Consider the following 12,926-nt stretch of genomic DNA (forward strand, 5'->3'; position numbering starts at 1 on the left):
CCCGTATGCGGAACGCAGTGTACCGGTTACAGAGCGCCGTTTCCGGGAGACACGCGGTCAGCCCTCCAATGCCTCCCGCAGGTTCTCGCGCAGGCCGGACGCCTCCTGCACCGCGCCGTCCTCGCCCAGGGACGTGAAGCCCGCGATGGCCCGGTCCACGAGCTCCAGGGCCTCGGCCAGGTCGCCGGCGTTGGCCAGCAGGCGCGCGTTGTCGTAGTCGACCAGCGCGGTCTCCCAGGTCAGCGCGGGCCCGTTGTCGCGCGGCAGGTCGTCCAGGGCGGTGCGCGCGCGGGCGATCTGGTTCATCGCCTCGTCCGGCTGGTGGCTCCACCACCGGCACATCGCGCCGCGCCGCAGGGCACGGACGGCGCCGTAGGGGTCGCCGCCCTCGGCGAAGCGCGCGGCGGCCTCGGCGAACCGCTCGGCGGCCTCCTCGTCCTTGTCCAGCCGGGTCAGGACCTCCGCGGCCAGTTCCAGGAAGCTTCCCTTGCCGGCAGGGTGTTCTTCCGCCTCGGCCAGCGCGGCGAACGAGTCGGCGGCCTGCGGCTCGCCGAGCTCGCGCTGGGCGTGCGCGACGATCAGCCGGCCGCGCCGCTCGGTGTCGGGGTCGCCGAGCGCGGGCAGGTCGGGCAGCGCCTGCTCGGCGACCTCGGCCGCCTCCAGGTGGCGGCCGGTCCCGTAGTAGGCGGCGGCGAGCTCCACGCGGGCGTGCGTCGCCTGCGGGGCCGCGCCGAGCGCGGTGTAGCCCGCGACGGCCTCGGCCAGGTCGGCGGCCGCGTCCGCCGGGCGGTCCAAGGCGAGCAGCAGGCTGCCGCGCTCGGCGTGCGCGATCGTGCGGAACGGGCCGGACGCGTGCGCGACGGCGTCGTCGAGGGCGGGCAGCGCCTCGGCGCGATCGCCGTCGGGGTGGCGCGCGTGGAGCTGGCCGAGCAGCAGGCTCGCCTCGGCCATGGTCTCCTCGTCCTCGGCGGCGGCGCGGCACTCGCGCAGCACGTCCATCGCCTCGGCGATCTTGTCCAGCTCCAGCAGCGCCTTGCCGCGCAGCAGCAGGACGGCGGCCCCGTCGGCGCCGTCCAGCAGGCCGAGCGCGTCGGCGGGGCGCTGCTGCGCCAGGCGCGCGGACGCCAGCCGCAGCCGGGCCGCCTGCGCGCGGTCGGCGTCGGCGGCGTGCTCGTCCAGGTAGGCGACGGCCTCTTCCATGAGGGCCGTGCCCTTCTCGTCGTCGCCCTCCTGGAACAGCAGCATGCCGAGCCGGCCGCGCACCGAGTGCAGGCGCTCGGAGTCGCCCATCACCTCGAACAGCGCGATGGCGCTCTCCCAGGAGGCCGCCGCAGCGGCGGGCTCGCCGCGCGAGAGCCACTCGATGCCCTGGCCGTCGAGCCGGCACGCCCGCTGGTGCATGGTGGGCTCCGCGCCCGCCGCCTCCAGCTCGTCGTAGCGGGCCCAGGCCGCCAGCGCCGCCGCCATCTCGCGCGCCTTCCAGTGCGCGTCGGCCAGCTCCAGCGCCGCGCCGAGGTCCTGCACGGGCGCCAGGTCGGGGACGACCGGCTCGGGGCGCCGCTGCGGCGCCGGCCGGTCGCCGGTCAGCGGCAGGTGCGCCACGTACGGCTCGGCGTCCAGGATCTCCCGGATGATCTCGCCCTGGCGGGGCGTGCCGTTGCGGGCGTCGAACCGGCCCGCCAGCTCGGCCGCCCGCGCCGCCAGCTCCTCGCGCAGCGCCCCGGCCGTGGTCTTCTCACCGGGGCGGCGGGTCAGCGGGTGCGCGCCGTCGACCCGGCCGAGCAGCAGCGCGGCCGACGCGGCGAACCGCATCGCCGCGTGCGGGCTCGGCGCCCGGTCCAGCCACGCCACGTGCCGCTGGACGATCTCCAGCCCGCGCGCCTCGTTGCCCGTCCGGGCGCAGAACTCCACGTGCTCGCCGATCGTGCCGAGCTCGCTCAGCTGCGTCCGGATCTGCCGGTAGGCGCGCAGGTGCGCGACGCGGGCCTCCTCCAGCCGGCCGAGGCGCAGGTACACCGGCAGCAGCGTGGTGAGGATGTCGGCCGGCTGCTCGGTGCAGCTCAGCTCCTCGCTCAGGATCGGCTCGGCGACGGCCAGCGCGTCGTCGTCGCGGCGCCGCCAGGCCAGGTAGTCGGCCTTGGCGCTCGGGTCGCAGCCCGCGCAGTCCGACAGCCGGTCGCGCGGGGTGGCGTGCCACAGGCCGTACCAGCGGTCGGCCTCGGCCTCGTCCCCCAGATGCTGGGCGACGCGCGTCCGGCGGGCGTGCACGGCCTGCAGGCTGTGCCCGCCGAGGCGGTAGCGGCGCTCCATGTCGTCCAGCACCGCCCGGGTGCGGTCCAGCGGCACCTCGGGGAACAGCGTCATCGAGTGGACGATCCACTTGAACTGCCACAGCAGGTGGTGCTCGGCGTGCTCGCCGACCTCGCCGGGCGCGGCGTCGAAGTCGGCCAGGCACCGGCTGAACGTGGTGAACGTCTTGATCGGCTCGCCGCCGTACTGGTAGGCGGTGCCGAGCTCCATCCGGGCCCGGAAGACCAGCTCGCGGTCGCCGGTCTCCTCGGCGCGGCGCACCGCCTCCTCGGTGAGGACCGTGCGGGCCTCGCCGTAGGGCAGCGCGTACGCCCGCTGCATCAGCTCGTCGACGCTCATCGGCCCGCCTCCGGGGAGTGCACGGCCCACTCCAGCAGGCCGAGGAAGGAACGGTTCAGCACGGCGGTGTCGGCCGCGCGCAGCGGATGGTGGCCGAGCAGCAGCGCCTGCCCGTACAGGCCCTGCACCGCCAGCTCGATCAGCCCGTCCTCCGCCAGCGCGGTGATGCGCCTGGTCAGCGGGTTGCGGTGGTTCAGCACCAGCTGCGGCCGGTCGGCCTGGACGGCGCCCTGCAGCGCGCCGAGCACGTCGGCGAACAGGTCGCCCGCCAGCTCGCGGGCCTCGGCCATGTCGGCCCGGTGCTGCGCGGCGCGGCTCGTCAGGTACAGCGCGGGCAGCGACGCGGGGTCGAAGTCGCGGATCACCACCTCGCAGCCGAGCCTCTCCACGGCCCGCTGCGCGGCGGCCAGGAACGGCCGCAGCGCCAGCTCGGCCTGCGGGTCCAGCACGCCGAAGTGGGTGGTCAGCTCGGCCGCGTCCAGCGGGCGCAGCGCGATCTCGGGGTCGATCGCCGGCAGCCGCTCGATGATCTCGGTGTCGTGCACGTAGCCGCCGTTGACCAGCCCGACGCCCTGCGCGGCCGACACCGCCGACAGCCGCCGGAACTCCTCCACGCTCGTCACGTACCGGGCGCCCGGGTGGCGGCGGCGGAACTCCGCCAGCGTCATCGGCCCGGCCGAGGTCTCGAACTCCAGCCAGCGGTCGACCAGGCGCAGCATGTCGTCGTCGTGCAGCGCCATCGCCTTCACGCCGAGCTGGTGCAGGCGCAGGAACCCGCGCAGCCGCGCCGGGTCGGTCTCCGACAGGCGGACGAGCCACTGCCGCAGCCGGTCGCCCAGGGCGTCCCGGGTGGACTCCAGCAGCTCGTCCTCGTACAGCGCCTCACGGCTCGCCGTAGGACGCAGCTCACCGGCGTCCACCACGCACCGGACGAAGAACGCCCACTCGGGGAGCAGGCCCTCCACGCCCTCGGCCAGCAGCATCCGCTTGAGGTAGACGCGGTGCGCCCCGCGCGCGCTCGGCGCGACGGGCTGGGGCAGCACGAACGCCACTCCCGTCAAGCCCGCCTCGGGCACGTCCAGGTCGATGACGTCGAACGGCTCGAAACCGAACAGCTCCTTGCAGTAGGCGTCCAGCGCCCGCCGCCGCCGGGCCGGGTCCGGATACGACCCCTGCCAGGGCGGCCCGTCCCCCGTGACGGCCTCGCCGTCCACGGTCAGCTCGATCGGCAGCAGGCTCCCGTAGGCCGCCGCCAGCTCCCGCACCACCGGCGGGGACAGCAGCTCCCCCGCGTCCTGCCGGGCTCGCAGCGACACCGTCGTGCCGGGCTCGTCGCGCTCCCCCGGCTCCACCCGGTAGCTGCCGCCCGCCAGGCCGACCCACCGGACGGCCGCGCCGCCCTTCGCCGACCGCGTCACGACCTCGATCTCGTCGGCGACCAGGAACGCCGACAGCAGGCCGATGCCGAACTGGCCGAGGAAGTCGTGCCGGGCGAACCCCAGCTCGTCGCGCTTGGACGACCGGCCGATCGTGGCCAGCAGCCGGTGCACCTCGTCCTCGGTCAGCCCGACACCGTCGTCATGGACCCGCAGCACCCCGCCGCCGGTCTCGATCCGCACCCGGCCGCCCGCACCCCGCGCCGTGATCGCGTCCACCGCGTTCTGCAGCAGCTCCCGCAGGTACACCCGCGGGCTCGAGTACAGATGCCGGCTGAGGAGATCGACCACACCCCGCAGATCGACCTGGAAAGCCTGCTCCGCCAAACCCGCCCCTCCCGTCGCAAACGACGGCAGCCTATCGGGGCGGGTCCGACAAAACCTCCCGCTTTCCGGCGCCCCGGCTACGGCTGCTCCACCTGGACCGGCGTGCCGTAGTCGCTGAACCCGATCCGGAACGACCTGGTCACCGGGTTGCGGTCGGCCACGCCCGGCGCCGGGGACGCCGGCGTCGTGCTCAGGTCGATGACCTTGACCTGCCCGCCGGCCACCTCGACCGAGCCGCTCACCCTGTTGCCGCCCGGCTCGTACGCCAGGTTCGGGTCACCGGGCCTGGCGGTGTAGGCGAACCGGTACCGGCCGGGCGCGCCCGGCACCTGCTTCACCGCGCCGAGGTGGTCCAGGACCTTCAGCAGCCGCCCCGGCCCCGACCACAGCAGCTCCGTCGCCAGCAGGGATCCGGCGGGCCCGTTCAGCGCCGCCTCGACGAAAGCGGTGTACGCGGCGTCTTGCGTCGTCTCACTCACGTCCCTCGAACGCCACGGCCCCGCGAAAAGGTTGGCAGCGAACGGATTTCTCCGAACCATCGAACACCCACGGCGATCATTGCTAACTTTCCGTGACATGCCCGGACGTCAGCATGACGCGATCAACGACCTGATCCGCACCCACCCCGACCTTGCCCTGTGGGCACTGCGCACCGTGGCCGGCGCGGACGTGGTCACCTCGGGACGCCTGAGAGTCCACAAAGGAGAGCTCAACGACCGCATCTCCACCGACCGCCAGGCTGACACCCTCTTCGTCGACGGCCCCTTCCACTCCCCCCATCGGCTCCTGATCAGCGAGGTCGAGACCAGGCTGACGAAGGCCAAGCTGGAGCAGTGCGCCCGCTACGGGGCGATCCTCCTCGTCCAGTACAACAAGCCGGTCCACGTCGTGATGTTCACCCCCGACCCCAGGGCCGACCGGTTCTCCGCCCCCGTCACGATCACGCGCGGCGACGTGAGCGTCGCCCTCAAGCCCGTCATCGTCGGCCCGGCCCAGCTCCCCGTCATCACCGAGCCCGCCCAGGTCGCCGCCGACCCGGCCCTGGCCACCCTCGCGGTCATGGCCCACGGCCTGGAGAAGGACGTCGGCCCCGCCTACCTCGAAGGGCTGGACGCCATCGAAACCGAACACGCTATGCGATACTTCGATTACGCGACCAACATGTCCGCCGTCTCCGTCCGCACCCAGCTGGAGCAGCTCATGACCACCACCGACCTGCCCCTCCGCAGCGAATTCGCCAAGCGCCACATCGCCCAAGGCAAGGTCGAGGGCGAGGTCATCTGCCTCTTCGCCGTGCTGGAGGCGCGGGGCCTGACGGTCTCCAGCGCAGCCAAGGACCGCATCAACACCTGCGACGACCCCGACCAGCTCCGCGCCTGGGTCCAGCGCGCCGCCGTTGCCGAGACCACCGACCAGATCTTCGACTGAACCACGCCCCAGGCGCTCACCATCTGCGCTGCGGCAGCGAAAAGCCCCGGACCGCTGCGCGGTCCGGGGCCTTCTCGGCTAACGGGTCAGATCAGGCCGAGCTTGCGGACCGCGTCGCGCTCCTCGCTCAGCTCCGCCACCGAGGCGTCGATGCGGGTGCGGGAGAACTCGTTGACCTCCAGGCCCTGGACGATCTCCCACTTGCCGTCCTTGGTGGTGACGGGGAAGGAGGAGATGAGGCCCTCGGGCACGCCGTAGGAGCCGTCCGACACCACGGCCATGGACGTCCAGTCGCCCTCGGCGGTGCCGTTCACCCAGGTGTGGACGTGGTCGATCGCGGCCGACGCGGCCGACGCGGCCGACGACGCGCCCCGCGCCTCGATGATCGCGGCGCCGCGCTTGGCGACGGTCGGGATGAAGTCGTCGGCCAGCCACTGCTGGTCGTTCACCACCTCGGCGGCGTTCTTCCCGGCGATCTCGGCGTGGAAGATGTCGGGGTACTGGGTCGCCGAGTGGTTGCCCCAGATGGTGAGCTTCTTGATGTCGGCCACCGACACGCCGGTCTTCTTGGCCAGCTGCGCGAGGGCGCGGTTGTGGTCCAGGCGCGTCATCGCGGTGAACCGCTCGGCCGGGACGTCGGGCGCGTGCTGCTGCGCGATCAGCGAGTTGGTGTTGGCCGGGTTGCCGACCACCAGCACCTTGATGTCGTCGGCGGCGCCGGCGTTGATCGCCTCGCCCTGCGGCTTGAAGATCCCGCCGTTGGCCTCCAGCAGGTCGCCCCGCTCCATGCCCTTGGTGCGCGGGCGGGCGCCGACCAGCAGCGCGACGTTGGCGCCGTCGAAGGCCTTGGTGGCGTCGTCGAAGATGTCGACGCCGGCCAGCAGCGGGAACGCGCAGTCGTCCAGCTCCATCGCGGTGCCCTCGGCGGCCTTCACCGCCTGCGGGATCTCCAGGAGCCGCAGGCGTACGGGTACGTCCGCGCCGAGCAGCTGCCCGGACGCGATGCGGAACAGCAGCGCGTAGCCGATCTGGCCGGCGGCTCCGGTGACGGTGACGTTGACAGGGGTGCGCGTCATTGTCTGAATCATCTCCATGCAGTGACCTGACGGGGCTCAGGCGGCCATCCTTGGGGACCCGACCGCCCGAGAGGAGCGCCGCCATGCGGGTCTCTCGTCGTCGAGATATCCACCCGCCAGGCTATCGCGCGCCGCCGGTGCCGGACGCGCCAGGTACGCGGACCGGCATATCAGCGCGTCGCGGCCGGAAGCACGAAGGCCGCCCCGGGGTGGCCGGGGCGGCCTTGGGATCATGCGGGCGCGGTGCGGCGGGTGAGCCGCGTCACGCCGGGGCGCGAAGCGGCCGTCAGCCGTTGATCTTCTTCTGGAGGTTGGTGTCCAGCGCCTCGAGGAACTGCTCGGTGGTCAGCCAGGGGGTGTCGTTGCCGACGATCAAGGCCAGGTCCTTGGTCATCTGGCCGGCCTCGACGGTCTCGATGCAGACCTGCTCCAGGGCCCGGGCGAAGCCGATGACCTCGGGGGTGTTGTCGAGCTTGCCGCGGTGCTCCAGGCCGCGCGTCCACGCGAAGATGGACGCGATCGGGTTGGTGGAGGTCGGCTTGCCCTGCTGGTGCTGCCGGTAGTGGCGGGTCACCGTGCCGTGCGCGGCCTCGGCCTCCAGGGTCTTGCCGTCCGGCGTCATCAGGACCGAGGTCATGAGGCCGAGCGAGCCGAAGCCCTGGGCGAGGGTGTCGGACTGGACGTCGCCGTCGTAGTTCTTGGCCGCCCAGACGAAGCCGCCCTCCCACTTGAGCGCGGCGGCGACCATGTCGTCGATGAGCCGGTGCTCGTAGGTCAGGCCCTTGGCCTCGAAGTCGGCCTTGAACTCGGCGTCGAACACCTCCTGGAAGATGTCCTTGAACCGGCCGTCGTAGGCCTTGAGGATGGTGTTCTTCGTCGACAGGTACAGCGGCATCTCGCGCTCCAGCGCGTACCGCATGCTGGTCCGCGCGAAGTCGCGGATCGAGTCGTCGTAGTTGTACATCCCCATCGCGACGCCGCCGCCGGGGAAGTCGGCGACCTCGAACTCCATCGGCTCGCCGCCGTCGGCCGGGGTGTAGCTGAGCGTCACCTTGCCGGGGCCGGGGACGACGAAGTCGGTCGCCTTGTACTGGTCGCCGTGGGCGTGGCGGCCGATGATGATCGGCTTGGTCCAGCCGGGCACCAGGCGGGGCACGTTGCGGGCGATGATCGGCTCGCGGAAGATCACACCGCCGAGGATGTTACGGATCGTTCCATTGGGGGAACGCCACATCTTCTTGAGGCCGAACTCCTCCACCCGGGCCTCGTCGGGGGTGATGGTGGCGCACTTCACGCCGACGCCGTACTGCTTGATGGCGTTGGCGGAGTCGATGGTGACCTGGTCGTCCGTGGCGTCACGGTGCTCGATCCCGAGGTCGTAGTACTTCAGATCGACGTCCAGGTACGGCAGGATCAGCTGGTCCTTGATGAATTTCCAGATGATCCGCGTCATTTCGTCCCCGTCGAGTTCGACGACGGGGGCCGCTACCTTGATCTTGGGCATGTGTTGCTGTCCCTTTCCTACACCGGCCAGCAGTCCTTGTAAGGCTCACTGGGAGGCTATCCGAGCGAGGCCAAAGGTCTAGACCTCGCCCCACCAATTTGGATCTATCGCCATAAAGGCCGCAGGTCGGGGCCCGCGGCGCGGGGGGTCATCGGTGCGGCGGCACGACCCAGGCGACCACCGCGATGGCGACGGCGAAGGTCGCCATCGTCGTCACGTCCAGCCATTTCTTGCGGGTCTCCAGCATCCCGACCTGGCTGGGCGGCAGGACGAGCCGGGCGAGCGCGCCGAACAGCACGGCGGCGGCCATCAGCCCCGAGCCCTTGCGGAAGTAGTCGAGTGCGCAGAGCGTCAGCCCGCCGGCGACGCCGCACAGCACGATCAGGTAGGGCAGCTGGCCGAGCCAGTGCGGCGCCGCTCCCCGGCGCCGGGGTGCCCGGCGCCGTCGCCGGTGCAGCTCCGTGCTCATGCCTCGCTCCGCTCGCAGGCCCGCGGGCGCTGGTCGGGGGCCGGTCACGCGGGGTGCCGCGCGGCGGGCGGTCCCCGCGCTCCGCTCAGTTCCGTCCACTTTCTACGTTAGTGGGAATCGGGACCCGTCACGACATCGCACGACCGCGCGGCGCGCCGGCACGTGCCGCCTCGGCCCGGGGCACGCATCCGGACGAGGCGGGACAAGTGGGGCGCGGCAGCTGTCCCGAGGCGCGAGAACCCTTATGCCACAGTCCCTACTCGCCAGTAAGAGGGTGTGATGGGTGGCGACCCGGGTAACTCGGCAGACAGGGGTCGCTAACTAGCTGGGAGGACTGCCGTGGAGGGGCCGTTCATGCGGATCGAGGACAGCGGGCTGGTCATACCGCTGCGCCCCGACGTCACGACGGTCGGGCGAGGGAGAGGAGTTGACGTCCACCTCGACGACCCGAGTGTGTCCCGTTTGCACGCAGAGATTGTTCGGCGCGGCCCGTACGTGTACGTCGTCGACATGGGGTTGTCCCGCAACGGGACCCGTGTCAACGGCCGGCCGATCGCGCGCCGCGTCCTGGAGGACGGCGACGTCGTGAGCTTCGGCACGGCGCGCTGCCGGCTGGGGGGCATCCCCCGCGAGGAGGTCGATCCCGACGTCGAGCTGCGGCGCGCGGTGGCGCCGGAGCTGACCCGGCGGGAGGTCGACGTGCTCACCTCGCTCTGCCGGCCCGCCCTGTCCGACGAGGCGTTCGTGGCACCCGCCACCGCCCGTGACATCGCCGGCGACCTCGTGGTCACCGAGGCCGCGGTGAAGCAGCACCTGCTGCGTCTCTACCAGAAGTTCCGCATCCCCGAGGGACCCAACCGGCGCACCCGGCTCGCCAACGAGGTCATCGCGATGGGGCTCGTCCGGCCGCTGCCGCCGGTGCACGTGCCCCAGCAGGGCCGGCCGCTGGACGGCCAGCCGGCGGGCGGCGTGCGCCGCCCGGCGCCACCGGGCGCCGCCGGGCACGGACCGGGCCGCGTGCCCGGCCCGCGGCCCACCACCACGGCGGGCCGCCGGGCGAGCTAGCCCGGCACGTACGGGGCCGCCCTCCCCCGGCAGCGCATCGGGAGGGCGGCCACCCGGCCGGGCCTAAAGCGACTCCGCGGCCTTCTCGGCCGCCTCGACGACGTTGGCCAGCAGCATCGCGCGGGTCATCGGGCCGACGCCGCCGGGGTTCGGGGCCACCCATCCGGCGACCTCGCGCACGTCGCCCGCGACGTCGCCGGCGAGCCTGCCGTCCACCCGGGACACGCCGACGTCCAGCACGGCCGCGCCGGGCTTGACCATGTCGGCGGTGATCAGGCCGGGGACGCCCGCGGCGGCCACCACGATGTCGGCCTGGCGGGTGTGCGCGGCCAGGTCGCGGGTGGCGGTGTGGCAGAGGGTGACGGTGGAGTTCTCGCTGCGCCGGGTCAGCAGCAGCCCGAGCGCGCGGCCGACGGTGATGCCGCGGCCGACCACGGTGACCTCGGCGCCCTTCAGCGGCACGTCGAAGCGGCGCAGCAGCTCCACGATGCCCTTGGGGGTGCACGGCAGCGGGCCGGGCTGCATGAGGACCAGGCGGCCGAGGTTGACCGGGTGCAGGCCGTCGGCGTCCTTGGCCGGGTCGATGCGCTCCAGCACGCGCTGCTCGTCCAGGCCCTTCGGCAGCGGCAGCTGCACGATGTAGCCGGTGCAGGCCGGGTCGGCGTTCAGCTCGGCGACGGCGCGCTCGACGTCGTCCTGGGCGGCGTCGGCCGGCAGGTCGCGGCGGATGCTCTCGATGCCGACCTCGGCGCAGTCGCGGTGCTTCATGTTCACGTAGGCCTGGCTGCCGGGGTCGTCGCCGACCAGGACGGTGCCGAGCCCGACGCCGACGCCGCGGTCGCGCAGCGCCGCCACGCGGATCTTCAGCCTGGCCCGGATCTCCGCCGCCGTCGCCTTGCCGTCCAGGATCTGTGCCGTCATGTGCTTCCTCCGCGCCAATCCCACCGGGGCCGTGCCCACGGCTGCGATGCCGGTCACCCAGGCGCGCGGTGTCCGGACTCGGTTCGCTCCCCGGTGGTCGAGCCCACCTTGACCGCGCCAGTCGCGTGTCCGCCCATGCTAACGGCCGCTATGCGGCGGCGAGCGCGTGCAGGGCCTCGATGCGGGGGCGGCGGCGGGCGCTGCTGTCCAGGCCGCTGCCGGGGGCGTCGCCGAGCTGGACGCGGACGAACTCCTCGGTGCGGGCGACGGCGGCGCGCAGCGCGTCGTCCGGCGGGACGAACGACGCCCAGGCGATCTCGGCGGCGCCCGGGTCGTACTCCCACAGTCCGACCACCCGGCCGCGGTCGACGATGCCGTGGGCGGGCAGCTCGCCGAGGCCGCTCAGGGTGGAGCGGGCGAGGGCGGGCGGCAGCGGGCGGGCGGCGTCGGCGGGGCCGAGCAGGGACGGCAGGTCGCGGCGCAGCAGGACCAGGGCGTCGAGCCAGCCGACCAGGGTGCAGGCGGGGCCGGGCGGCGGGGCGAAGTCGGCGAACGCGGCGGCGTCGGCGGGCAGCGCGAGCAGGCCGGTGCCGGCCAGCGGGACGAGCCCGAGGGGTTCGACGGCGGCGCGCGCGTCCTTGGCGGTGGCGGCGCAGAAGCCGCGGAACTGGGCGAGGGTGGCGCCGCCCGTCCACGTCCAGTAGCGGCGGGCGAGCGCGGCGCGGGCCTCGTCGGCGCCGACCGGGGGCGGCGGGGTCCAGCGGACGTAGGCGTGCTCGCGGGTGTCGAGGCGGCCGTCCACGGGCACGCGGCGGATCTCGCCGGCGGACTGCAGCAGGCCGAGCGCGACCGGCAGCGTGCTGGCGAGGCCCTTGCGGCGGCCCGCCTCCCCCAGGTCGCGGACGAGGCCGCCGAGCAGGACCCGCAGCTCGCGCGGCCCGAGCGGCCTGGCGTTCTGCTCCAGCACGGCGAGGACGGCCTCGGCGACCCGGTCGATCTCGGCGCGGGGCGCGCCGAGGCGGGCCGCGGCGGCGGCCTCGGCGAGGGCGCCGCGTTCGGCCGCGCGCAGGGCGATCGCGTAGTCGGCGGCGGGCAGCAGGTAGCAGCAGCCGCGGGCGGCGGGCAGCATGTGGATGCGGAGGTCGGCGGCGGCCCGGTCGGCGTCCTGGCGGGAGGTGCCGGCGCGGGCGAACAGCTGCAGGTAGGGGTTGGCGCCGCCGGCCGCCCGCGCCCAGCCGGTGCGGGCGAGCACCTCGGCGGGCGGCGCGCCGGCCAGGGTGCCGTCCAGGCCTTGTTTGTGTGCCCACCAGGCGAGCAGTTTCTCCCCGTCCATACCGTTCAGTGTGACGCACGCCACTGACGTTTCGCGGAGGGAGGGTGGGTGGTTCCCCGAAAACGGCCGCGAGTGGCCCTGCTGGAGCACGGGCGCGGGCTCCTACGGTGAACGCCATGACCGATGCATGGTTCGAGCGGCCCGTCCTGACCGGCCGTTACGTGCGGCTGGAGCCGCTGGCCCCCGGGCACGCCGAGGGGCTGTTCGAGGCGGGCAAGGACCCGGCCATCTGGACGTGGAAGACCCAGCGGCCGCCGGCCGACGTCGCCGCGGTGCGCGCGACCGTCGACGCCGCCCTCGCCACCGCCGACCGGGCGCCGTGGGCGCTGGTCGACGCGGTGACCGGCGAGGTCGCCGGGACGACGTCGTACTACGAGATCGACCCGCGCAACCGGGGCCTGTACATCGGCCACACCTGGCTCGGGACGCGCTGGCAGCGCACGGGCGTCAACACCGAGGCCAAGCTGCTGCTGCTGGAGCGGGCCTTCGAAAAGCTCGGCGCGCTGCGCGTCGGCTGGCACACCCACGCGCGCAACGAGCGCTCCCGGGGTGCCATCGAGCGGCTCGGCGCGTCCTTCGAGGGGATCCACCGCAACCACCGGATCATGCCGGACGGTTCGCTGCGCCATACCGCCACCTACGCGATGATCGACACCGAGTGGCCGGACGCGCGCGCCGCACTGCGCGCGCGGCTGCGCTAGCCCGTGGTGGTGGCCCG

The 12,926-nt window shown here is 73.5% G+C and carries 11 protein-coding genes and 1 riboswitch; of the genes, 3 read left to right on the top strand and 8 right to left on the bottom strand.

Annotation, left to right across the window (positions count from 1 at the left end; genetic code table 11):
- Nucleotides 1-57: 57 nt before the first annotated feature.
- From ACRB68_RS41570 to ACRB68_RS27470, 3 genes are all read right to left on the bottom strand, one after another.
- Entirely contained in the window at nucleotides 58-2,649 is a 2,592-nt protein-coding gene (locus ACRB68_RS41570) for a hypothetical protein (protein ID WP_153537172.1), read from the bottom strand.
- Complete coding sequence (locus ACRB68_RS27465) at nucleotides 2,646-4,412, bottom strand: HSP90 family protein (RefSeq protein ID WP_153537175.1); 1,767 nt, start codon at nucleotides 4,410-4,412, stop codon at nucleotides 2,646-2,648. The genes ACRB68_RS41570 and ACRB68_RS27465 overlap by 4 nt, the downstream gene beginning before the upstream one ends.
- A 77-nt stretch (nucleotides 4,413-4,489) precedes the next feature.
- On the bottom strand, nucleotides 4,490-4,891 hold the full coding sequence (locus tag ACRB68_RS27470) for a hypothetical protein (RefSeq protein WP_153537177.1): 402 nt from the start codon (nucleotides 4,889-4,891) through the stop codon (nucleotides 4,490-4,492).
- 97 nt (nucleotides 4,892-4,988) lie between these two features.
- Between ACRB68_RS27470 and ACRB68_RS27475 the strand changes: the two genes are divergently transcribed.
- Complete coding sequence (locus ACRB68_RS27475; protein ID WP_153537179.1) at nucleotides 4,989-5,840, top strand: hypothetical protein; 852 nt, start codon at nucleotides 4,989-4,991, stop codon at nucleotides 5,838-5,840.
- Between the two features lie 86 nt (nucleotides 5,841-5,926).
- On the opposite strand, the gene ACRB68_RS27480 is transcribed toward ACRB68_RS27475, so the two are convergent.
- The 3 genes from ACRB68_RS27480 to ACRB68_RS27490 form a co-directional block, all read right to left on the bottom strand.
- Nucleotides 5,927-6,916, bottom strand: a complete 990-nt coding sequence (locus ACRB68_RS27480; RefSeq protein ID WP_153537181.1) for a malate dehydrogenase — start codon at nucleotides 6,914-6,916, stop codon at nucleotides 5,927-5,929.
- A 286-nt stretch (nucleotides 6,917-7,202) separates the two neighbouring features.
- Nucleotides 7,203-8,420, bottom strand: a complete 1,218-nt coding sequence (locus ACRB68_RS27485) for an NADP-dependent isocitrate dehydrogenase (protein ID WP_153537183.1) — start codon at nucleotides 8,418-8,420, stop codon at nucleotides 7,203-7,205.
- A 148-nt stretch (nucleotides 8,421-8,568) separates the two neighbouring features.
- The gene (locus ACRB68_RS27490; RefSeq protein WP_153537185.1) at nucleotides 8,569-8,889 is read right to left on the bottom strand and encodes a DUF3017 domain-containing protein; all 321 of its coding nucleotides are present in this window, start codon (nucleotides 8,887-8,889) and stop codon (nucleotides 8,569-8,571) included.
- A 339-nt stretch (nucleotides 8,890-9,228) separates the two neighbouring features.
- Between ACRB68_RS27490 and ACRB68_RS27495 the strand changes: the two genes are divergently transcribed.
- On the top strand, nucleotides 9,229-9,954 hold the full coding sequence (locus tag ACRB68_RS27495; RefSeq protein ID WP_328594851.1) for an FHA domain-containing protein: 726 nt from the start codon (nucleotides 9,229-9,231) through the stop codon (nucleotides 9,952-9,954).
- Nucleotides 9,955-10,017: 63 nt separating this feature from the next.
- On the opposite strand, the gene ACRB68_RS27500 is transcribed toward ACRB68_RS27495, so the two are convergent.
- Both ACRB68_RS27500 and ACRB68_RS27505 read right to left on the bottom strand, forming a co-directional pair.
- Complete coding sequence (locus ACRB68_RS27500; RefSeq protein WP_153537189.1) at nucleotides 10,018-10,875, bottom strand: bifunctional methylenetetrahydrofolate dehydrogenase/methenyltetrahydrofolate cyclohydrolase; 858 nt, start codon at nucleotides 10,873-10,875, stop codon at nucleotides 10,018-10,020.
- A 48-nt stretch (nucleotides 10,876-10,923) separates the two neighbouring features.
- A riboswitch (ZMP/ZTP riboswitch) is annotated at nucleotides 10,924-11,005 on the bottom strand.
- 18 nt (nucleotides 11,006-11,023) lie between these two features.
- Entirely contained in the window at nucleotides 11,024-12,208 is a 1,185-nt protein-coding gene (locus tag ACRB68_RS27505) for a DNA glycosylase AlkZ-like family protein (RefSeq protein ID WP_153537191.1), read from the bottom strand.
- Nucleotides 12,209-12,324: 116 nt separating this feature from the next.
- On the opposite strand from ACRB68_RS27505, the gene ACRB68_RS27510 reads away from it, so the two are divergent.
- Complete coding sequence (locus ACRB68_RS27510) at nucleotides 12,325-12,909, top strand: GNAT family N-acetyltransferase (RefSeq protein ID WP_153537193.1); 585 nt, start codon at nucleotides 12,325-12,327, stop codon at nucleotides 12,907-12,909.
- The last annotated feature ends 17 nt before the right edge of the window (nucleotides 12,910-12,926 follow it).

It is taken from the genome of Actinomadura macrotermitis, assembly GCF_009604375.1.
GTDB lineage: Bacteria > Actinomycetota > Actinomycetes > Streptosporangiales > Streptosporangiaceae > Spirillospora > Spirillospora macrotermitis.